Source organism: Cytobacillus sp. NCCP-133 (assembly GCF_026011715.1).
Lineage (GTDB): Bacteria > Bacillota > Bacilli > Bacillales > Cytobacillaceae > Cytobacillus.
In genome coordinates, this window is record NZ_BRVM01000004.1 from 133289 (window position 1) to 155309 (window position 22021).

The window sequence follows — 22021 nt, forward strand, 5'->3', positions numbered from 1 at the left end:
TATGTACATCATGTAAATATTAATGATTCTTTAGTCCTATTTTCGACAAATATTTAAAATGTGCTGAAAGTTTCACTTTTTATTTGGTTTTTTTTGTAAAATTTTATATTCCTTTTATGTTAGCAATTCATCTTTATATGTAATCTCCCTTATCATAAGTCTTTATGCCTAACAGTTGAATCACCTATAAAAAATAGATAAGGAAATAAGCATTTCTACCTTATCATTTTTTTACTAATTACATATATTTACCAATAAACTTTGTAATAAATCTGTAAGAAAATCGCAAGGCAGCCGCCTATCGGATACAAGCGCATAAGTCAATCCCTGTAAGAAGATGGTTTTTCTTTCTAAACGATAAAGGCTTAGACCCGAGAGGCGAGAAGTCTGGAGCCAGACAGTTCTCTAAGTTCAAAAGGATATAAATTCTGATAGCACAAAAGAAACCCGTCATTTTGACGGGTTTCAGCTTAGTTGGACTTAAGTTTTTCTAGCTCAACTAAGAATTTATCGTTCAGAACTTTTATATATGTTCCTTTCATTCCAAGTGAGCGGGATTCTATTACACCGGCACTTTCAAGTTTTCGCAGGGCATTTACGATAACCGAACGTGTGATGCCAACACGGTCGGCAATTTTTGATGCAACAAGCAGCCCCTCGTTGCCGTTAAGCTCTTCAAAAATATGTTCAATTGCTTCAAGCTCACTATAAGATAAGGAACTGATTGCCATTTGTACAACAGCCTTGCTTCGCGCTTCTTCTTCGATTTCTTCCGCTTTTTCACGCAGAATTTCCATACCTACAACCGTTGCGCCGTATTCAGCAAGAATTAGGTCATCATCATGGAATTGCTCCTGCAATCTCGCAAGGATTAGCGTTCCAAGGCGCTCACCGCCGCCAATAATAGGGACAATTGTCGTTAAACCATTAGCGAAAAGATCCTTGTTTTCGATAGGGAACGCTGTGTATTCGCTTTCCACATCCAGGTTTGAAGAGGTTTCCTGAATGTTGAAAAGGTTCTTCGTATATTGTTCAGGAAATTGACGATCAGCCAGCATTTGTTTCATCCGCTCATTCTCAATCTGCTGGTTTACTGCAAAACCAAGAAGTTTTCCTCGGCGGCTTACTACGAAAATGTTCGCTTCGATTACATCACTTAATGTTTCCGCCATTTCTTTAAAGTTAACCGGTTTACCGGCTGCTCTTTGAAGCATTGCATTAATTTTTCTTGTTTTTGTTAATAAATCCATTCTACTTCCTCCTATTTACTACAGCCCATTACATATATTTTGTTAAGATTAAATATCTTATTTCTATTAAGAGCTTTTACTCCAATGTAGGATTCTTTTTTTCGTCTACCCTTTAAGGTGGACATTCAAACAAATGCTACCATTAAAGAATAAACTGGCTTAAATCCTTATTGCGTGAAATGGCCCCGAGTTTTTCCTCAACATACTGAGGTGTGATCGTAATTTTTTCCAATGTTATATCTGGTGCTTCAAAGGATAAATCCTCAAGAAGTTTTTCCATAATTGTATGGAGTCGTCTTGCTCCAATGTTATCAGTATTTTGATTTACATCGAATGCAAATTCAGCAATCCTACGAATAGCATCGTCAGAAAATTCAATTTGTATACCTTCCGTTACCAACAATGCTTCATATTGTTTTATTAGAGCATTATCAGGCTCTACTAAAATTTTATAAAAGTCTTCCACTGTAAGCTTAGTAAGCTCAACCCGAATTGGAAAACGCCCTTGCAATTCAGGAATAAGATCAGAAGGTTTTGCCATGTGAAATGCGCCTGCTGCAATAAATAAGACATGGTCTGTTTTAACCGAACCGTATTTAGTCACTACAGTTGAACCTTCCACAACCGGAAGGATATCTCTTTGAACACCTTCCCTTGAAACATCTGCCGAAGAACCTCCGGTGTTTTTGCTGGCAATTTTATCGATTTCATCAATAAATATTATTCCAGACTGTTCTGCACGGCGGACTGCTTCCTGGCTGACTTCATCCATATCAATCAGCTTCTGGGCTTCCTCATTTGTTAAGACCTTTCTTGCTTCACGCACAGTTAGCTTTCTCTTTTTTCTGCGCTTGGGCATCAGGCTGCCAAGAGCATCCTGCATATTCATGCCCATCTGCTCCATCCCGGACCCCTGTAGCATATCAAACATAGATGGCTGCTGTTCTTCTACTTCTACCATGATAATCTCATTTTCCAGTTCTCCAAGCACAAGTTTTTCTTTTACAATCTGGCGCTTTTCCTGAAGATTTAAATCTTCTGTTTGGTACGTGTCCTGCTGCTGCTGATCATTTCCTCCTCCAAATAGCATCTCTAGAGGATTTTTATAATTAGCTGACTTTTTAGCGCCTGGTACAAGCAGTTCGAGAATACGGCCATTAGCACTTTCTTCGGCTCTTTCTTTAACACTCGACATTTTTTCTTCTTTCACCAGCCGGACGGATGTTTCCACAAGATCTCTGACCATTGATTCAACATCTCTGCCGACATAGCCGACTTCAGTAAACTTAGTTGCTTCTATCTTGATAAACGGGGCACCAACCAATTTTGCCATACGGCGAGCGATTTCCGTCTTCCCTACACCAGTAGGACCAATCATTAAAATATTTTTCGGATTAATTTCATCACGCAGTTCTTCTTCAAGTAAACTGCGGCGGTATCGATTTCTAAGAGCAACAGCTACCGCTTTTTTCGCATCTTTTTGTCCTATGATAAATTGGTCCAGCCGTTCGACAATCTGGCGGGGCGTTAAATTTGTCCCATTACCCATGTAACAGCACTCCTTTTGTTAGAGTTCTTCTACAATGATATTATTGTTTGTGTATACACATATTTCAGCAGCCATTTCCAGCGAAGCCTTTGCTATTTCTCTGGCTGATAGATGTTCACCCGCAAACCTCTTTAATGAGCGCCCAGCTGCCAGTGCATAATTGCCCCCTGATCCAATAGCCAGAATCCCATCATCCGGTTCTATAACTTCACCCGTACCTGAAACCAGCAGAAGACTTTCTGTGTTCATAACGATTAACATTGCTTCAAGCTTGCGTAAAACTTTATCGCTTCTCCATTGTTTTGCCAGCTCTACTGCAGCTCTCTCAAGGTTCCCATTGTATTCTTCCAGCTTTCCTTCAAACATTTCAAATAAGGTAAATGCATCGGCTACTGAGCCCGCAAACCCAGCTAGTACCTTTCCATTAAATAGCTTTCTTACTTTTCTTGCAGTGTGTTTCATCACAACCGCATTGCCAAAGGTAACTTGGCCATCCCCGGACATCGCGCATTTCCCATTATGATGTACAGCAAATATCGTAGTAGCATGAAATTCAGACATGAAAGACTCCTCCTTTGGAGCATTAGCTATTAACTTTAGCTCTGTTAAACTTAATACGTTTGATGTTAAGCCCTAGGATGGTGGGCCATATATGTTTTCTTTAAATATTCATTAGTTACATGTGTATATACCTGGGTCGAAGATAAAAACGCATGTCCCAGTAGTTCCTGGACTGTTCTCATATCAGCTCCATTTGCCATTAGGTGTGTAGCAAATGTATGGCGCAGCATATGAGGGTGAATCTTCCCGGTTAAAGTAGAATTTTCAATTAGCTTATTGAGAATTCCCCTGATGCCTCTTGCTGTCAGAGGCCCTCCGCGCGCATTAAGAAATAAGTTTTCTGAAGCAATGCCTTTAGTCAATAACTCTTTTCGCCCATCTTCTATGTAATTTTCAAGTGCATCCTGTGCAAAACTTCCAAATGGGATATAGCGTTCCTTGCTGCCCTTGCCGCGCACTAGAACCGTAGATAAGTACATATCTAAATCTTTCAGGCGAATTTGACTGCATTCACTTACACGCATACCTGTTGCATATAAGAGTTCAAGCACTGCTTTATTTCTTTGTCCAAGCGGATTGGTTCCATTACAAGCTTCAAAAAGCTGCTGCAATTCCTCTTCATAGAAAAATTCAGGAAGCTTTTTTTCTGCTTTTGGGATCGAGACAAGGGAAAAAGGATTTTCAGCTACAAGTTCTTCTCTTTGTAAAAATCTATAAAAGCTTCTTAAGCTTGAGATTTTCCGGGCCACTGATTTTCTGGCCATCTTCTTTTCAAAGAGAATGGTTAGAAAAACCCTGATATCCTGATATTCAACAGTCCTCAAATCCGGTATAGCTTGTTCAGACATGAACATAAAGAATTCACTAATATCATGGTGATAATGTTCAATTGTATATTGTGAATAGTTTTTTTCAATTTGTAAATATTCAATAAACATCTTTAAAAAAACGTTCACATTTTCGGTCATTATTTATTCACCTCGCAAGGGCTTCTAAATAGTATCACAATTCGATAGACCATGCAATATAATTTACAAATTTTTCACAAAGTTCTGAATTGTTTCCAAAGCTCTATTTGCATGCTGTTCATTTCTTTCTATTTTTCCTTTAATTTTTACAGGAAGATCCGGGAATAGGCCAAAGTTAGCGTTCATCGGCTGGAAATTTTTAGGGTTAGCAGTTGTGATATACCGGGCCATACTGCCTATCGCGGTTTCGAAAGGAAACTCAACCGGCTCTTCGCCTTTTATAAGCCTTGCCGCGTTAATGCCGGCAACAAGTCCGCTTGCTGCAGATTCCACATAGCCTTCAACCCCAGTCATTTGGCCTGCAAAGAAAAGATCATCACGATTTTTAAACTGGTAGGTTGCACGCAGAACCTTTGGAGAGTTAATAAAAGTATTGCGGTGCATGACACCGTACCGAACAATTTCTGCATTTTCAAGACCAGGTATTAGGCGGATTACTTCCTTTTGCGGCCCCCATTTTAAATGAGTTTGAAATCCGACAATATTATAAAGCGTTCCTGCAGCATCATCCTGGCGGAGCTGTACTACAGCATAAGGTCTTTTTCCTGTTTTTGGATCTTCTAAACCTACCGGCTTCATCGGGCCAAAGAGCATCGTCTTCTTCCCCCGATTTGCCATAACCTCTATTGGCATACAGCCTTCAAAGAATACTTCCTTTTCAAACGCTTTTAATGGCACTGTTTCAGCAGAAGTCAGCGCTTCATAAAACCGCCCAAACTCTTCCTCTGTCATTGGACAGTTTAAGTATGCAGCTTCACCTTTGTCATATCGTGATTTCAGGTAGACTTTATCCAAATCAATCGAGTCTTTTTCAATAATTGGGGCAGCAGCATCATAAAAATATAAATAATCTTCCCCCGAGAGTTCCTTTAATTTTCCCGATAAAGCTTCACTTGTAAGCGGGCCTGTGGCAATAACAGTCGGATCTTCTGGTATATCTGAGACTTCTTCATTAATTACAGTAACATTTGGATGCTGTTTAACCTGATCTGTTACGCGCGCTGCGAAGTCATGGCGGTCAACCGCAAGCGCTCCGCCAGCCGGAACCGCACTTCTATCAGCCGAATGGATAATGACTGAGTTCAGCTTGCGCATTTCTTCCTTTAGCACCCCAACAGCGTTCGTTAATGTGTTGGCACGGAGTGAGTTACTGCAAACCAGTTCTGCAAATTTATCTGTGTGATGGGCTGGAGTCTGCTTGACAGGCCTCATTTCATACAAGTTTACCTTGATACCCCTGCTCGCTAGCTGCCATGCGGCCTCACTTCCTGCAAGTCCCGCACCGATTACGTTTACTGCTTTATCTGCCATAATACGAACCTCCGTCTATACTTATGATCATAATGATCGCTTTATATAAAAACAGTCTCTCTTACTTTACCCTGTTCTTATTCATTCTGCCATTTTACAATACGAATTAAAAATAAAAAAGTTTCATGCATTATAGAAAAGCGGAAGCGCCTTGAATCAATGAACTTAAATTAAATACAGCCACCTCCTGTGGTTTACGTTAACGTCAGCACATCCTGCACCCGAGGGGCTAGGCGCTGAAGCTGGACAATACAGAAAAGCAGAAGATGCTAAATGGAAAGAAACTGGATGCTGCATCAGCAATAGAAAAGAGTGAGCATTTAAGCCCACCCTTAACTTTGCTTTTCTTCTTTGTAATCGCATTCTACGCACTGAACCTGGACACCTTTTTTGAGCTTTTTCTCAACAAGAAGGTTTTCGCATTTCGGACAGCTCCTTGCCAGCGGTTTATCCCATGAAATAAAATCGCATTCAGGAAATCTGTCACAGCCATAAAAGATCCGGCGTTTTTTGCTTTTTCTTTCTATTATATTTCCTTCTTTGCATTTCGGACACTTGACACCAATTTCTTTCACAATCGGCTTTGTATTCCGGCAGTCAGGGAAATTGCTGCAGGCCATAAACTTTCCGTAGCGTCCCATTTTGAAAACCATCGGACTTCCGCATTGTTCGCAATCTTCCCCAGCAGGTTCATCTTTGATTTCAACTTCCTGCATTTCTTTCTCCGCCTTCTCAAGGCGCTTTTCAAAATCGCTGTAGAATTCATCAATGATTTGTACCCAATTCACTTTGCCTTCTTCCACATAATCCAGGTCTTTTTCCATTTTAGCGGTGAATTCTATATCCAGGATTTCCGGAAAAAATTCAATCATCAGCTCATGAACTATCTCACCAAGCTCGGTCGGAACAAAACGTTTGTTGTCTAAAGCAACGTATCCACGTTTTTGGATGGTATCCAAAGTCGGAGCAAAAGTCGACGGACGGCCAATTCCCTGTTCTTCCAGAGTTTTAACAAGTCTTGCCTCTGTATACCTTGGAGGAGGCTGGGTAAAGTGCTGCTTGGGTTCAATATCCTTCTTAAGAACCTCGTCTCCTTCTTTTAGGTCAGGAAGCATATTATCCTTTTCTTCTGACTGATCATCTGTTCCCTCAACATAAACCTTCATAAAACCAGAAAATTTCACTTTGGAGCCTGTAGCCCTGAAAATAACTTCACCGTTTTTAAGGTCAACACTCATTGTATCCATCACTGCAGGCGCCATCTGGCTTGCGACGAAACGCTCCCAAATAAGTCTATAGAGCCTTAGCTGGTCTCGAGATAAATATTCTTTTAAACTCGCTGGTGCTTTTAACGTACTTGTAGGACGAATGGCTTCATGGGCATCCTGGGCATTGCTGTTTTTCTTTTCATTTTTCTTTTCACTCTGCAAAAACTCTTTGCCGTAGGTGTTCTGTATATAATCAGCTGCTTCATTTTGAGCGATTTCCGATATTCGTGTTGAATCAGTTCTCATATAGGTAATCAAACCTACTGTACCTTCTTTGCCAAGATCTATACCTTCATAAAGCTGCTGGGCGAGCATCATTGTTTTCTTAGCACGGAAATTCAGTTTTCTGGCTGCTTCCTGCTGGAGTGATGAAGTCGTAAATGGTGCAGCCGGGTTGCGCTTGCGTTCTTTCTTAATAACTGAAGCAACTTTAAATTTATTGCCCTTCATTTTACTTAATATATCCTGTACATCACTTTCAGATTTCAATTCAATCTTTTCATTATCCAACCCATAGAATATTGCATCGAACGCTGTTTTTCCTTCCAAGAACTCCCCATCGATGGACCAGTATTCCTCGGGTATAAAGCTCTTAATTTCTTTCTCACGGTCAATTATTAATCGGACTGCAACAGACTGCACACGTCCTGCACTTAAGCCTTTTTTTACTTTCTTCCATAATAAAGGACTAATATTATAGCCTACCAGCCGATCAAGAAGCCTCCTTGCCTGCTGTGCATCTACCAGATCCATATTAATTGGCCTCGGATGTTTAAAAGATTCCTTTATCGCATCCTTTGTTATTTCATTAAACACTACTCGGCAATCAGATTTAATATCCATATCCAAGCTATGTGCCAAATGCCAGGCAATCGCCTCTCCTTCTCGATCAGGGTCAGCCGCGAGGTAAATTTTCTTGGCTTTTTTGGCTGCCGTTTTGAGCTCTTTTAACACAGGGCCCTTTCCGCGAATGGTTATGTACTTCGGCTCATAGTTATTCTCCACATCTATGCCTGTTTGACTCTTCGGCAAGTCCCGCACATGCCCCATGGAAGCTTTTACTTTATATTTTTTTCCTAGATAACGTTCAATCGTTTTCGCCTTTGCAGGTGACTCAACAATTACAAGAAACTCTGACATCAATAGTCCTCCTTGAGAGGGAATTTTAACATTCAAGCAAAATCAATTTTGAAGGACTGCTGCTCACCTTATTACTAGATTGATCTTTGCATCAATGGACTGAATGCAATGAATATATCCTCATGTTCGGCAGGCATTTTAATACGCGCCGGATTTCATCATCATTATTTTAATTGGTCATTTATATGCCAGCTGCTCTTAAAACAGCTATGCAGCACTTCTTCTTGAAATATTCATTATTATTCTACATTCTAATCAAGTTTGTCAAACATAAACGGCATTTTTTCGAAACTGTCCTCAGCGTTTCGGCAAAATTCCGAACATCTAAAGGTCCGTTACTCATACTGATACCTGTTGCAAAATGTATAACAGTTTTAATAGAATTTCAACCTTTTTGTAAAAAATCCTTTAAATAAGCAAATAAAAAAGATTTTTTATAGCTAGACTTAGACTCCAATATATCAAGTTAAAACGCTGATTATGCGTTGATAATATTGGCTCTTTTCCAAAGATTGTAGTATTGCTAATAAATTTTGCCCATTAATAACCGCTGCAGGCTCTCAGCGAATCCGCGGGGAGGAATGAAAACCTTCTCGGCTTCGCCTGTGGGTACGCTTCCTTGAATAGCAGCACAGCACAAAGAAAATGCGGTAGCATTTTTCGAGGCTCAAGTGCCCTCTGCTACTATCAGCCAGAGGGTAAATTTATTTAGCTTCACGAAAGCAACAAACCTTTCGAAAAGAGCTTAATAATTAAACTCAGCCAGTATGTCTTCAGCTGTTTTCACAAGCTTTGCCCCATGCTGAATCAATTCATTAGTACCTGCTGAATAGGCACTGAAAATATTTCCTGGAACAGCGAAAACATCCCTGCCTTCTTGCACTGCATAGTTAGCTGTTATAAGAGATCCGCTTTTGCTTTTTGCCTGTATGATTAAGGTCCCTCTGCTAATACCGCTTATTATGCGGTTCCTCATGGGGAACTGCCATCTGGAAGGCCGTGTATTAGGAGGGTATTCAGAGATGACGAGGTGATTTTTCATCATTTCATAAGCGAGTTTTTGATTAGCCTGAGGATAGATGTGAAATAGACCTCCTGCAATGACTCCAATTGTTTTTCCGCCATTTTTAATTGCTTCTCTATGCGCAATGGCATCTATTCCTGCTGCCAGCCCGCTAACGATGATTAATCCGCTTTCAATCAGTTTAGGAAAAAGGAATTCAATGACTTTCTCTCCATATTCTGTCGCCTGCCTTGAACCGACAACGGCAAGATGGGGTTCTATTTTTAACAGGCTAACATCTCCCTTTGCATAAATTATCCAAGGCGGCTGATATGTCTCTTTAAGCAAGGCTGGATAATCATCGTCAAATATAGTGATCATTCTAATGCCATTAGGGGAGTATTGGCGGATTTGTTCATGTATTTGTTCTGAATGAAGGTCTCGGAGAGCATCTGAAAGGGACACTTGATTATTAAACATTGGGGAGCCGGAATGATAAAACGTAGTATTGTAAAGGGATTTCAATTGAGGATCTTTTTTAAGGATATATAATATCATTTTCCAGCTCACGCCCCTGCAATGGTGCAAATGAGCAAGCTTCATATTGAATTCTTCCATGGGGAACCTCCTAGGTTAATTGTGGATGAAAGGTAAACAGAAGGGGTGTTTTGGGGAATTAAAAATGTAGAAATAGCCCCCCATAACAGGGGGACTATTCCTCTAGCTGCGATTAGCTTATTTTCTATAAGATTAATGAGTTTTACACTTATCGTAAAGGCCTTTTTCTTTTAAAACTTTGATTAAAGTTTCACCCATAACGGATGGAGTATCTGCTACTTGAATTCCGCACTCATTCATTACACGGATCTTTTCATCAGCAGTTCCTTTTCCTCCTGAGATGATTGCGCCAGCATGGCCCATGCGCTTTCCTGGAGGTGCAGTGCGTCCTCCAATAAACCCTACAACAGGCTTAGTCATGTTAGCTTTAACCCACTCTGCAGCTTCTTCCTCAGCTGTTCCGCCGATTTCTCCGATCATGATTACAGCATATGTTTCAGGATCTTCGTTAAACGCTTTTAGTACATCGATGAAGTTTGTTCCGTTAACTGGGTCTCCACCAATTCCAACTGCAGTAGTCTGGCCGATTCCAGCATGTGATAACTGGTGTACCGCTTCATAAGTTAAAGTTCCGGAGCGGGAAACAACCCCAACATGCCCTTTAGTATGGATGTATCCAGGCATAATGCCGATTTTGCATTCTTCAGGAGTAATTACACCTGGGCAGTTCGGACCTATAAGGCGAGTTTTCTTGCCTTCCATATATCGCTTAACTTTCACCATATCCAATACCGGAATATGTTCTGTGATACAGATTGCAAGATCTAGCTCAGCATCTACTGCTTCAAGAATCGCATCTGCAGCAAATGGAGCCGGAACGTAGATAACAGAAGCGTTAGCACCTGTTGCTTTAACTGCTTCCTCCACAGTATTGAAAACCGGAACACCTTCTACTTCCGTACCGCCTTTTCCTGGAGTTACACCGCCGACAATTTGCGTTCCGTATTCAAGCATTTGCTTTGTATGAAAAAGGGCAGTCGAACCTGTAATCCCTTGAACAATAACTTTTGTATCTTTATTAATAAATACGCTCACGTTAATTCTCCTTTCTGGTCTAAAGAGTGCCATTCCAAGGGTCGCCAAGAGGTAAGCCCGTCAAATAGCAGGATAATTTTAACCTGCTGGAATCCTGCTTAATATTGGCGCACCTGAACGGCCGCTCAATTTTTAGTTTTAGCCTACTAATGAAACGATCTTTTGCGCGCCGTCAGCCATTGATTCAGCAGCGATGATGTCAATATCAGATTCAGCAAGGATTTTCTTGCCCAGCTCTACATTTGTACCTTCCAATCGTACAACTAAAGGCACACTTAAGCCTACTTGCTTCGCTGCTTCAACTACACCAGTAGCAATGACGTCACATTTCATGATTCCGCCAAAGATATTAACAAAAATACCTTTTACGTTTTTATCAGAAAGGATGATTTTGAAAGCCTCTGTTACTTTCTCAGCTGTAGCCCCGCCCCCAACATCAAGGAAGTTAGCCGGATCTCCGCCATAATGCTTAACGATATCCATCGTAGCCATCGCCAAACCTGCTCCATTAACCATGCAGCCGATATTTCCATCAAGGGAGATGTAGCTTAAGTCGTATTTTGAGGCTTCGATTTCTTTTGCATCTTCCTCTTCAAGATCACGAAGAGCAAGGATATCCTTTTGGCGATATAGTGAGTTTGAATCGAAGTTCAATTTCGCGTCCAATGCCATAACCTTCCCGTCTCCAGTTACAACTAGCGGATTGATTTCTGCAATGGAGCAATCCTTGTCGATGTATGCTCTGTATAATCCCATCATAAATTTGACAGCCTGGCCGACAAGCTCACTTGGAATATTGATATTGAAAGCAATTCGGCGGGCCTGGAATGCAGTCAAACCAAGAACTGGGTCAATTTCTTCTTTAAAGATTTTTTCAGGCGTTTGTTCTGCCACTTCTTCAATTTCTGTTCCGCCCTCTTCAGAAGCCATTAAAACAACACGTGATGATGCACGGTCCAATACTAAACCAATATAGTATTCTTTTTTAATGTCACAGCCTTCTTCAATAAGCAAGCGTTTTACTTCTTTACCTTCCGGGCCAGTTTGGTGCGTCACAAGTGTTTTTCCTAAGATCTCACTTGCATATGTACGTACTTCTTCTGGATTTTTGGCAACTTTTACACCGCCAGCCTTTCCTCGCCCTCCAGCATGGATTTGAGCTTTAACAACACAAACCTCTGTGCCTAGTTCCTTGGCTGCTTCAACAGCTTCCTCAACTGTAAATGCCACTTTTCCGTTTGGAACGGCTACCCCGTATTTTCTGAGGACTTCTTTACCTTGATACTCATGTATATTCATTTCCCATCCTCCTATCTAACTGTTCAAAAAATATACTGCGCTTTCATTTTATTAAATGACACTACCCTTGTCCACCATTTACTCTAAAATATAATATTTCTTTAAAAATTTTAAATATTAAAATGGCTGAAAAACCCCTGAAATTACAGTTGTTTTACTCGTTTAATCCCACAAAATTATTTTATTAAAATAAAAAGATCGCCTGAAAGAACAGATTTTATTTACCAGTATTAGACATAAACCGACACGCCTGCAGTGAATGCATTATCAAGGTGTTTCTGTTTTTTCGTTAAAGGCATAGGAGAATAAATCATTTCTCCCTATGTTTATTTCCCGCTTCTTGATCGGCCCTATAGATAAATGCAAACACCTCAGCAACCGCCTGAAACAGTTCTTCAGGTATTCTCTCATTTATTTCAAGTTTTCCCAGCAGTTCCACCAGCGTCCGGTCCTCTTGAACTGGGATATTGTGTTCCCTGGCTTTTGTGAGAATGTTTTCGGCAACCAAACCTTTCCCCTTTGCCGAAACTCTTGGGGAAGATTCTGATTCGAAATCATATGTTAGTGCTACCGCTTCTTTGCTTAAGCGAGTATTCTCTCTTTTCATACTTTTAAATCCACTCCGGTAGTTTGGCTTGACTGCACAAAAGCAGGAAGTTGCTTTCCGATCCCCGCAGGACTGTTATTTGAATCGGGCTTTTGAAAGGATATCGATGACATTTTATAGCTCAGTTTATCTAAATTTTCTTTTAAACTCGCTATATAAGGAGCACTTTGAACTTTTAGAGTCTCAGATTCATTAATAATGGTTATATTTATAACCCTGTTTTGCACATGTAAATCAACTACTGTTTCATTTAAATGCTCTAAGTTTAGATAAAAAAGCACACGGCAATAGCTTGGATCAATCTGCCCCTTATCTGTTTTCCTTCCGCTCCACTGCATTGTCAAATCAGTTACTTTCCCCCATAATGCAATAGGCAGCTGGAAGACAAGGTGCTGCTGCGGTCCTGATTCCTGTGAGAGAGCCTGGAAGCCTGTTATTTTATGCAGAAGCTTTTCGGCAGCATCTATTGATGACTGCGGTATTTCTTCGTTTAAAAGACCTATCAGCAGCGGCTTAAGTGTGTTTAATCTTCCTAATACATCACCCTCTGGCTGTTTAAGCAACATAGTCAGTTCATGTTCATATGATAATCCCAATGCATGAATAAGACTTTTCAATTGGCTTTTTATGCTTTGCTGATCATTCAGGTAGCGGCTATCAGCTCGCCCGCTGTTTTTTACATCATCCAATAAAGCTCTTTCTTGCGATTGGAGCTCCTCATCCCAGGAAGTGTTTTCACCTGCCATAAAGGTGCCTAGCATTCTTGAGGACTGCTTGAGTGCAGTTTCGCCGAAAATCAATGAATGTCGCAGCCCTTGTTCACCTTCAATAGAAATTCTATTCAAAAGCAATGTTCTTTTTATGATAGACTGGATTCTTTTCTCTTCTGCCGGAAATGAGTTTTGACCTATTCGGGTTTCAAGCATCATTCTTTGAATCTCGTTAATCAGTCGCATTCCGCTGGCTGGTGCTTGATTCCTTCCAATCAAGCTGCTCAGTTTCGCCATATTTAAAATAAAATCTTTCCTGTTCCCGGTAGAATTTGATTGTAGAAGTTCCTTTACCGTTTCAATTACCGGTGGTTTGTTCAGGCTACCGTTATTTGACAAAAGGCCATTCATTGCCTTCAGCAAAGCTGCTGATTCACTTGCATCACCTGGCACTAATTTAAGTGCTTTCAGGATATTGAAAGCTGCATGCGAATGGGCATCACTTTTTGGAAACAGCCATTCTGCGACCAGTTTTACTGCTGCTGATTCACCGGATTTTTCTTGGGCTGGCTTTGTTAATTCACATAATAAGTTGCTTACTTTTTGGCCTCTTGGCGAAAGGTCAATTTGTTTTAGCTGCTGCAGCAGTTTTTCCATCAGAACTGAAAGCGAATCGCCCTTAATAGCGGAAGATACAGATGAAAAAATCTCTTTTGTTAAAGGCAATTGCCTGACGATTAACTCTTTCACTGAATCAAGCCCTTCCTCATACGATTCACTATCCTTAAGCCAGCTGGAAACAAGCTGCAGGATTTCGCCTGTAATAGGCAGCTGCTCCTTAAGAAAAAATAAAACAAGCCCTTTATTTTCTTTCGATTGAGGGAGTGAAAGCTGGCTAAGAAGGTTATCGATAGACGAAGGAATATCCGTTTTGGCTTCTGACCCTATTACCTTAAGGCGCAGCATTCCTTCACCGGGCTGTACTTTAAACCAGTACCTGCTATTGGCTGATAGAGGAGTTTCAAGCTGCGCAATCACTTTGTGAGAGCCCAATTGGACCTCTGCCGTCTGATTAGGAAATAGCTTTGTTATTTTTCCGTGAACAATTTGGCCAGGCCTAAGGGATATCGACTTACCTGAATGGTTCAGGCCTTTCGTTATTAATGTTTGGATCATTTCAGACGGCTTCATGCTTTCACCTTCTATTCGCTTTCTGCATGTAATCTTTGACCGGAGCAAAACTTTTCCGGTGATGCGGAGTTATGCCATGTGTTTTAATGGCTTTCAGATGCTCTTTTGTCCCATAACCCATATTTTGTGCAAACCCATATTGCGGGCAGCTTGAGGCAATTTCAGCCATCATGCGGTCCCTAGTGACTTTTGCTATAATGGATGCTGCCGCAATCGATATACTTTTGGCATCTCCCTTTATTATCGCTTCCAACGGGAAAGGCGTCACAAGTTTAATCGCGTCCACCATTAGAAAGTCGGGCTTGAGATTCAACCCGCTAATGGCTGACAGCATCGCTTTTTTTGTCGCCTCATAAATATTGATGCGGTCAATTTCCTCCGGATCAATTACGCCAATGCCAATCGCTTCAGCTTTAGCCTGAATTTCTTCGTAAAATTTATTTCTTTTTTGTTCCGAGATCTTTTTTGAATCATCAAGGCCCGGCAAAAAAAAAGATTTCGGCAAAATGACTGCTGCGGCAACGACCGGCCCCGCAAGCGGGCCTCTGCCCACTTCATCAATACCTGCAATAAACCGAAAACCTTGAGACCTGTATCTGTTTTCATATTGTGTCATCTCAATATGCTTCTCGTAAACCTTTTTCTGCAGCAGCTGCCGGGAATGCCACTTATTTAAAAGCTTCTGCACCCCTTTTCTGTCATCTTTTTGTATAGAAAGAACAAAAGGATCGTCCTGTATGTCGATCGTATTAAGTTTTTCATCAATCTGGCGAATCGTTAACCTTTCCATTTCTTGCTCCTTCTTCTATTTAATGTATGTATCGGCATTTCTTCAAAAAAATAAAGGCCTTCCACTTTTAGAAGACCCCATTCAAGCTTATTCGGCTTCACTTTTCTCAGCCATTTCCTGAGGATGCTCTAATGTGATTGGCCCCAGTTTCTCTGAACGGAACTCTCTGATTACCAATTCCGTTACTTTATCATAATTTATCTCTCCGCCGCCCATCAGACAGCCGCGAAGCTTTCCTATTTTATCAAACAGTTCTACAATATCTTCCGGGATTTCTTCAAGCTGATACCGCTCTTTCATCTTTTCTGGATACCTTTTTTCAAGAAAACGCAAAGCATATACGGCAACATCCTGAAGATTCAAAATGGTATCTTTGATTGCACCAGTCAATGCAAGTTTTAGCCCAACTTCCTGGTCCTCAAATTTAGGCCAGAGAATGCCTGGGGTGTCCAGCAGTTCCAAATCCTTGCCTACTTTTATCCACTGCTGAGCTTTGGTAACACCGGGAGTATTCCCTGTCTTGGCGATATTCTTTTTGGCAAGCCGATTAATTAAGGTCGATTTGCCGGCATTAGGAATACCAACAATCATGGCACGAATAGCCCGCGGTTTGACACCCTTTGCTTTCATGCGGTCAAATTTCTCCTGGAGGATTTCCTGTGAGGCAGAAACAATTTCCTTCATGCCGTGTCCCGCCTGCGAATTAATCGCAAGCGCTTTGATGCCCTGTTCTTCAAAGTGTCTAATCCACTGCTTTGTAGCTTCCCGATCAGCCATATCGGCTTTATTCAGCAGAACAAGCCGCGGCTTATGCTGGACAATTTCATCAATCATCGGATTTCTGGAAGAATATGGAATTCTCGCATCGACTAATTCAAAGATAATATCTATCAGCTTCAGCTTTTCTGTAACCTGCCTGCGGGCTTTTGCCATATGGCCTGGAAACCATTGGATGGTCAAGGCTGGCACCTCCCTGTTAAATGTTCTGTTTTAAAAACCAGGGTGCCCCCTGGTTTTTTACTTGTTAATTAACAATGCGAATATCTTCTATTGGCCAATATATAACGCCAGCATCTCCTAGCACTTCTTCAATGGCAACCGGCCCAATATGGCGGCTGTCCTTACTGAATCGGCGGTTATCGCCCATAACAAACAGATGGCCCTCAGGAACTGTCTCCTGCCCAATCTTCTCTTTAAGGCTAAACGGTTCGGTTAACGGTCCATCTATAACCTGTTTCTTATACTCATCTAAATAAGGCTCTTCATATGCCTTGCCGTTCACATAAAGCGTATCATTCTTGTATTCAATCTTATCCCCGGGGAGTCCTATTATCCTTTTAATATAATCCTTGTTTTCAGGCGCATGAAAAACAATTATATCAAATCGTTCAGGTTCTCCAACTTTATAGCTGAATTTGTTCACAATCATTCTGTCCTGATCATGCAAAGTAGGCATCATGGACAAGCCGTCAACCACAATCGGCGCAAATAAAAAATATCTTATAACTGCCGCTAGCAGGACTGCGATCACAAGCGCCTTTGTCCATTCCCACAATTCATTCTTCTTTTTTGCCATCCAATTCCCCACCATTCTTCAGTCAAAAATTATCCTTATAGGCTGCCTGTCCCACAGGAAGTGTTTTCTATTTTTTATTTTACAAAAATTTATCTTAATAAACACGATGGGAATCTTATTTATATATTATTTAACATTTATGTAATATTATTAGCCAGATTTATAAGAAAAGCGCAAGGCGCCTTGACCACGAAGGAACGCAGACTAAAAGCGTCACGTCCTGTGGCAACGTCTGCATGACCCGCATTCTCCCAAAAGCTGCCGCTTTTAGGAGGAGCGATGATGAAACTGTCGAAGCGTTCCTTGTGGAGCTAGTCAGTTATCTTAGTTCCAAATATATACTCTAATCTTTTCAAAGAAAAAGGAGCTTGAAAATCAAGCTCCTTCTTTTGTCTCTTATTAGCGGATTTCTTTGATACGAGCTTTTTTACCGCGTAGGTTACGCAGGTAGTAAAGTTTCGCACGGCGTACTTTACCGCGGCGGATCACTTCAAGCTTCGCAATCTTTGGTGTATGGACAGGGAATGTACGCTCAACGCCTACACCGTATGAAATCTTACGAACTGTGAAAGTTTCGCTGATTCCACCACCACGACGCTTAATCACAACTCCTTCGTATACCTGGACACGCTCACGAGTTCCCTCAACAATACTTACGTGTACACGTACAGTATCACCAGGACGGAAAGACGGTAGATCCGTACGAAGCTGTTCTTGTGTGATTTCTTGAATTAATTTTTGCATCGTTTTCAACTCCTCTCAACAGACGCTCTTGCACAACCTTTTGTTTGCAGCGGAACATCTTTATCAGACGCAAACTGAACAAAGTCAGCCTTAGTCACAAAAAGTATCATACCATACCCGAACGGCAACTTCAATGTTATTTATATTCTTTTTTTATTTCTTCAAGCCATTTTTTCTGTTCTTTTGTTAGTTCCGCTTCTTCAAGAAGATCCGGCCGCCTCAAATAGGTTCTTCTTAACGATTCCTTGGCTCTCCATTCTTCAATTAAGCGATGGTTCCCTGACATGAGAACATTCGGCACTTCAATACCCCTAAAGTCAGCAGGTCGGGTATAATGAGGGTGCTCAAGGAAGCCAGTGCTGAACGAGTCCTTCATATGGGATTCTTTATTGCCCAGGACGCCTGGAAGCAAACGCACAATGCTATCAATTACGACCATCGCTCCCAGCTCGCCGCCTGTAAGAACGAAATCCCCAATCGATATCTCGTCAGTTGCCACATGCTCCCGAATTCTTTCATCGTACCCTTCATAATGTCCGCAAACAAAAATAAGGTGGTCCAGTTTTGCCAGTTCTTCCGCTTTCTTTTGGGAATAACGCTCACCCTGAGGGCAAAGCAAAATTACTCTCGGCTTGGTTTCTCCCTCGCCACGAAGATGATCAACCGCATCAAAAATAGGCTGGGGCTTTAAAACCATACCCGCTCCCCCGCCATAGGGGTAATCATCCACCGTTTTGTGCTTGTTGTCGGCGTAGTCCCTGAAGTTTAAAACATTATATTCCACTGCTTTGTACTCAGCTGCTTTTTTTAAAATGGAATGGCCAAAAACCCCATCAAACATTTCCGGAAAAAGAGTAAGAACATCGATTTTCATCATGAAAGCAACCCTTCGATCGCATTGATTACTACTTTTTTTTCTTTCACATCTACTTCTTTAACAACATCTTCAATATAAGGAATCAGAATTTCTTTGCCGCCTTTTCCTTTAATGACCCATACATCATTGGCTCCAGGTGAAAGAATTTCTTTGATTTCGCCCACTTCTTCGCCTTCAAGCGTTTCCACTATACATCCGATGATTTCATGGTAATAGAACTCATCTTCCTTAAGTGTTCCCAGCTGTTCTTCGGATACTTTTAAAATACCGCCCTTCATCTTTTCGATCTGGTTTATATTTTCGTACCCTTCAAAGGTCAGCAAATCAAATGACTTATGAGTCCGATGGGTCTTCACCGTCAGTTCCAGCGGTTCACCTTTTGAGTCTGGCATAATTAAATACAGCTTGCTTCCAGGCTTATATCTCTCCTCAGCAAAGTCTGTTTTCGAGATTACTCTTGCCTCACCTTTAATGCCATGGGTGTTTACAATCTTCCCTACGTTGAACCATTTCTGCATGTTTTCGATCACCTCTAGCGGATTTCATCAACAATACCATCTCTTATGATAATTGTTTTCCCTTTTTCTATGTCTTCCCAGCAATCACCTTTTTCAACCTCGATAATCGCCTGCAATTCTTTTTCTTTCAATTCGCTTCCTAGTGGTAGCATATGTAATTGTTCTATTTGAAAATCGAGCAGTTTGACTTTTTCCTGCCTCATTTGAATTTCTTTTTCAAAATGCTTTAGTAAACTGGCTGGATGAATTTTCTTTGTTTTTTCCTGCTTTTTCAATTCAAACCTTAGCTGGTCGCTTTCTTTTTGCAGCTGCTGTTTTTTGGCCCCGTATCCCGCCAGCAAATCTTTTTTGCTTTTCTCTGTCAACACCTGTTTGACTGTTACGGATTGAATAATTTTCATATACAGCGCCTCCTAAACGCATTAGCCGAAGGAAACCCGGCCTCTTTGACAATCATGTCGATTCTAGTTGGCGGTATGTTTATATTCTAGAATTGTAAAAAAAGGAGGGGAAACCCCTCCTTTTCTTGGCAATATACAGAGTTGGCATTGAAGGCCAATCCTGTAAAGCTATTCAATGATCTCTAAAAAGATCTTCTTTTGCTCTGATGACCCAGCTGCATACACAACGGTCCGTATTGCTTTCGCAACGCGACCTTGCTTCCCAATTACTTTCCCCATGTCATTCTTGTTGACAGAAAGCTGATAGGTTACTCGGCTATCCTCTTCTTGGACATTCACTTGAACATCTTCCGGAAAATCAACAAGGGGCTTAACAATCGTTTCGATAAGCTCTTTCATCTTATAATGAATTACTTACCGTTTTTAGCGTTATGGAATTTCTCCATAATGCCTTGCTTAGAGAAAAGGTTGCGTACTGTATCAGATGGCTTAGCACCAGTCTGTAGCCATTTAAGAGCCAGCTCTTCATTGATTTCAACGATCGCTGGTTGAGCAACCGGATTGTAAGTTCCTACTGTTTCAATGAAACGTCCGTCACGAGGAGAACGAGAATCAGCTACAACGATACGATAGAAAGGGTTTTTGTGAGCACCCATACGTTTTAAACGAATTTTTACTGCCATTTTATAATGCACCTCCGAATAGTTTCACACAAGATAGTATAATATCAGATAGTTAATTAGTTTGTAAAGGTTTTTTTCTTTACATCTTAAGAAAAAGCTTATTGACGGCTTAAAAAGGATTAAAAGGAAGCTTGAATCCGCCTTTTTTCTTGCCCTTTTGCTGCATGCCAGTCATCTGCTTCATCATCTTTTTCATATCTTCAAATTGCTTCAGCAGACGGTTTACTTCAGGAACGGTTCTCCCGCTACCCTTGGCAATCCGTTTGCGGCGGCTTGAATTGATGATTTCCGGATGAGTTTTCTCTTCCTTGGTCATCGCTTTAATAATCGCTTCAACATGCGTGATTTGCTTTTCGTCGATTTGAATATTGTTCAATCCTTTAATTTTGTTCGCACCAGGCATCATTTTCAGAAGCTCATCCAGCGGCCCCATATTGCGAACCTGTCCAAGCTGATCCAAAAAGTCATCAAAAGTGAAGGAAGCAGTGCGCATCTTTTGCTCAAGCTCTTTCGCTTTTTCTTCATCCACATTGGCCTGTGCTTTTTCGATTAAGGATAAAACGTCTCCCATGCCTAAAATACGCGACGCCATCCGTTCTGGATGGAACGCTTCAAGCGCATCCAGTTTTTCACCAAGACCGACGAATTTAATTGGCATGTTTGTTACGGATCTAATGGATAGAGCCGCACCGCCTCGGGTATCGCCATCCAGCTTTGTCAGTACAACCCCTGTCAGACCAAGCAGATCATTGAAGCTTTGCGCTACATTGACTGCATCTTGACCCGTCATGGCATCCACAACAAGGAAGATTTCATCTGGATTTGAAAGCTCTTTGATTTGCTTAAGCTCATCCATAAGAGCCTCATCCACATGCAGTCTTCCCGCTGTATCAATCAGAACATAATCATTATGTTCTTCCTTGGCCTTTGCGATGGCCTGCTTTGCAATTTCAACAGGGCTGACCTGATCGCCAAGGGAAAAGACCGGCATATTCAGTTGTTTGCCCAATGTTTCAAGCTGCTTAATTGCAGCAGGGCGGTAAATATCTGCCGCTACCAGCATCGGATTGCGGTTGTACTTCTTGCGAAGCAGGTTCGCAAGTTTCCCGGTTGTTGTTGTTTTACCGGCACCCTGAAGACCAACCATCATAATGACAGTCGGAGGACGATTGGAAACAGCAATCTTGCTCTGCTCTCCGCCCATCAGTTCCGTTAATTCCTCTTTAACAACCTTAATAACCTGCTGGCCCGGCGTCAGGCTCTTCAGAACTTCCTGGCCGACAGCGCGTTCGCTTACTTTTTTGACAAACTCTTTGACGACTTTGAAATTAACGTCCGCTTCCAAAAGGGCGAGACGGACTTCGCGCATCATTTCTTTTACATCCGCTTCATTGATTTTGCCTTTTCCGCGGATCTTCTGAATTGTATTTTGCAGTCGGTCGGCTAATCCTTCAAATGCCATATATGCCGCCTCCTAATCTAATTTCTCAAGCTCTGCCACTGCTTCTTTCAATGCCTCAGCTGAAGGGGAGCCTTCTTTCAGCATTTCTTTCATGTTTGCAATCAGCTTGATGCGCTCTTGAAATTTATGAAATAATAACAGCTTTTCTTCGTACTCTTCAAGCATTACTTCTGTACGTTTTATGTTGTCGTAAACCGCTTGTCGGCTAACTTCATATTCCTCGGCAATCTCTCCAAGCGAAAAATCATCCAGGTAGTACAGGGACATATAGCTTCTTTGCTTAGGAGTTAACAACGATTGATAAAAATCATAGAGGTAATTCATCCTCGTTGTCTTTTCGAGCATCCCTATTCCCCCTTGTTAAGTGAAAAGCCTTTACAAAGTAAGTTTACATAGAAGT

At 41.3% G+C, this 22021-nt stretch carries 22 protein-coding genes; all 22 read right to left on the reverse strand.

The genetic code is table 11. The features are described 5' to 3' along the window. Nucleotides 1-470 precede the first annotated feature (470 nt). The 22 genes from codY to NCCP133_RS07815 all read right to left on the reverse strand — a co-directional run bounded on the left by codY (nucleotide 471) and on the right by NCCP133_RS07815 (nucleotide 21966). Nucleotides 471-1250, reverse strand: a complete 780-nt coding sequence (codY, locus tag NCCP133_RS07710; RefSeq protein WP_264804348.1) for a GTP-sensing pleiotropic transcriptional regulator CodY — start codon at nucleotides 1248-1250, stop codon at nucleotides 471-473. Between the two features lie 142 nt (nucleotides 1251-1392). After that, nucleotides 1393-2799 carry an HslU--HslV peptidase ATPase subunit gene (gene hslU / locus NCCP133_RS07715; RefSeq protein ID WP_264804349.1) on the reverse strand — a complete coding sequence of 469 codons (1407 nt, stop codon included), beginning with the start codon at nucleotides 2797-2799 and terminating at the stop codon, nucleotides 1393-1395. A gap of 18 nt (nucleotides 2800-2817) precedes the next feature. Beyond that, entirely contained in the window at nucleotides 2818-3360 is a 543-nt protein-coding gene (hslV, locus tag NCCP133_RS07720) for an ATP-dependent protease subunit HslV (RefSeq protein ID WP_264804350.1), read from the reverse strand. A gap of 65 nt (nucleotides 3361-3425) precedes the next feature. Next, the gene (gene xerC, locus NCCP133_RS07725; protein ID WP_264804351.1) at nucleotides 3426-4328 is read right to left on the reverse strand and encodes a tyrosine recombinase XerC; all 903 of its coding nucleotides are present in this window, start codon (nucleotides 4326-4328) and stop codon (nucleotides 3426-3428) included. Between the two features lie 63 nt (nucleotides 4329-4391). Continuing rightward, nucleotides 4392-5699 (reverse strand): FADH(2)-oxidizing methylenetetrahydrofolate--tRNA-(uracil(54)-C(5))-methyltransferase TrmFO, encoded by a 1308-nt coding sequence (gene trmFO, locus NCCP133_RS07730; RefSeq protein WP_264804352.1) that lies wholly within the window; start codon nucleotides 5697-5699, stop codon nucleotides 4392-4394. A gap of 332 nt (nucleotides 5700-6031) precedes the next feature. Then, nucleotides 6032-8107 (reverse strand): type I DNA topoisomerase, encoded by a 2076-nt coding sequence (gene topA, locus NCCP133_RS07735; protein ID WP_264804353.1) that lies wholly within the window; start codon nucleotides 8105-8107, stop codon nucleotides 6032-6034. 745 nt (nucleotides 8108-8852) lie between these two features. Next, entirely contained in the window at nucleotides 8853-9728 is an 876-nt protein-coding gene (gene dprA / locus NCCP133_RS07740) for a DNA-processing protein DprA (RefSeq protein WP_264804354.1), read from the reverse strand. Between the two features lie 132 nt (nucleotides 9729-9860). Then, nucleotides 9861-10763, reverse strand: coding sequence for a succinate--CoA ligase subunit alpha (gene sucD / locus NCCP133_RS07745; protein ID WP_264804355.1), 903 nt, complete (start codon nucleotides 10761-10763; stop codon nucleotides 9861-9863). A gap of 138 nt (nucleotides 10764-10901) precedes the next feature. Continuing rightward, on the reverse strand, nucleotides 10902-12062 hold the full coding sequence (gene sucC, locus NCCP133_RS07750) for an ADP-forming succinate--CoA ligase subunit beta (protein ID WP_264804356.1): 1161 nt from the start codon (nucleotides 12060-12062) through the stop codon (nucleotides 10902-10904). Between the two features lie 310 nt (nucleotides 12063-12372). Further along, nucleotides 12373-12669, reverse strand: coding sequence for an EscU/YscU/HrcU family type III secretion system export apparatus switch protein (locus NCCP133_RS07755; protein WP_264804357.1), 297 nt, complete (start codon nucleotides 12667-12669; stop codon nucleotides 12373-12375). After that, the gene (locus NCCP133_RS07760; RefSeq protein ID WP_264804358.1) at nucleotides 12666-14570 is read right to left on the reverse strand and encodes a hypothetical protein; all 1905 of its coding nucleotides are present in this window, start codon (nucleotides 14568-14570) and stop codon (nucleotides 12666-12668) included. Before NCCP133_RS07760 ends, NCCP133_RS07755 begins: the two co-directional genes overlap by 4 nt. A 4-nt stretch (nucleotides 14571-14574) precedes the next feature. Beyond that, nucleotides 14575-15360 carry a ribonuclease HII gene (locus NCCP133_RS07765; protein ID WP_264804359.1) on the reverse strand — a complete coding sequence of 262 codons (786 nt, stop codon included), beginning with the start codon at nucleotides 15358-15360 and terminating at the stop codon, nucleotides 14575-14577. Nucleotides 15361-15447: 87 nt separating this feature from the next. Then, nucleotides 15448-16320: a ribosome biogenesis GTPase YlqF gene (gene ylqF / locus NCCP133_RS07770; RefSeq protein WP_264804360.1), complete on the reverse strand. Its 873-nt coding sequence runs from the start codon at nucleotides 16318-16320 to the stop codon at nucleotides 15448-15450. 64 nt (nucleotides 16321-16384) lie between these two features. After that, nucleotides 16385-16936, reverse strand: coding sequence for a signal peptidase I (lepB, locus tag NCCP133_RS07775; protein ID WP_264804361.1), 552 nt, complete (start codon nucleotides 16934-16936; stop codon nucleotides 16385-16387). A gap of 399 nt (nucleotides 16937-17335) precedes the next feature. Further along, nucleotides 17336-17680: a 50S ribosomal protein L19 gene (gene rplS / locus NCCP133_RS07780; RefSeq protein WP_264804362.1), complete on the reverse strand. Its 345-nt coding sequence runs from the start codon at nucleotides 17678-17680 to the stop codon at nucleotides 17336-17338. Between the two features lie 136 nt (nucleotides 17681-17816). Next, nucleotides 17817-18554 (reverse strand): tRNA (guanosine(37)-N1)-methyltransferase TrmD, encoded by a 738-nt coding sequence (gene trmD, locus NCCP133_RS07785; protein ID WP_264804409.1) that lies wholly within the window; start codon nucleotides 18552-18554, stop codon nucleotides 17817-17819. Next, nucleotides 18554-19075, reverse strand: coding sequence for a ribosome maturation factor RimM (gene rimM, locus NCCP133_RS07790; protein WP_264804363.1), 522 nt, complete (start codon nucleotides 19073-19075; stop codon nucleotides 18554-18556). Before rimM ends, trmD begins: the two co-directional genes overlap by 1 nt. 14 nt (nucleotides 19076-19089) lie before the next feature. Then, on the reverse strand, nucleotides 19090-19476 hold the full coding sequence (locus NCCP133_RS07795) for a YlqD family protein (protein ID WP_264804364.1): 387 nt from the start codon (nucleotides 19474-19476) through the stop codon (nucleotides 19090-19092). 168 nt (nucleotides 19477-19644) lie between these two features. Further along, on the reverse strand, nucleotides 19645-19875 hold the full coding sequence (locus NCCP133_RS07800) for a KH domain-containing protein (protein WP_264804365.1): 231 nt from the start codon (nucleotides 19873-19875) through the stop codon (nucleotides 19645-19647). An 11-nt stretch (nucleotides 19876-19886) separates the two neighbouring features. Beyond that, nucleotides 19887-20159 (reverse strand): 30S ribosomal protein S16, encoded by a 273-nt coding sequence (gene rpsP, locus NCCP133_RS07805; protein WP_009330784.1) that lies wholly within the window; start codon nucleotides 20157-20159, stop codon nucleotides 19887-19889. Nucleotides 20160-20268: 109 nt separating this feature from the next. Further along, nucleotides 20269-21621, reverse strand: a complete 1353-nt coding sequence (gene ffh, locus NCCP133_RS07810; protein WP_264804366.1) for a signal recognition particle protein — start codon at nucleotides 21619-21621, stop codon at nucleotides 20269-20271. A gap of 12 nt (nucleotides 21622-21633) precedes the next feature. Further along, nucleotides 21634-21966 (reverse strand): putative DNA-binding protein, encoded by a 333-nt coding sequence (locus tag NCCP133_RS07815; protein WP_264804367.1) that lies wholly within the window; start codon nucleotides 21964-21966, stop codon nucleotides 21634-21636. Between the last annotated feature and the right edge of the window lie 55 nt (nucleotides 21967-22021).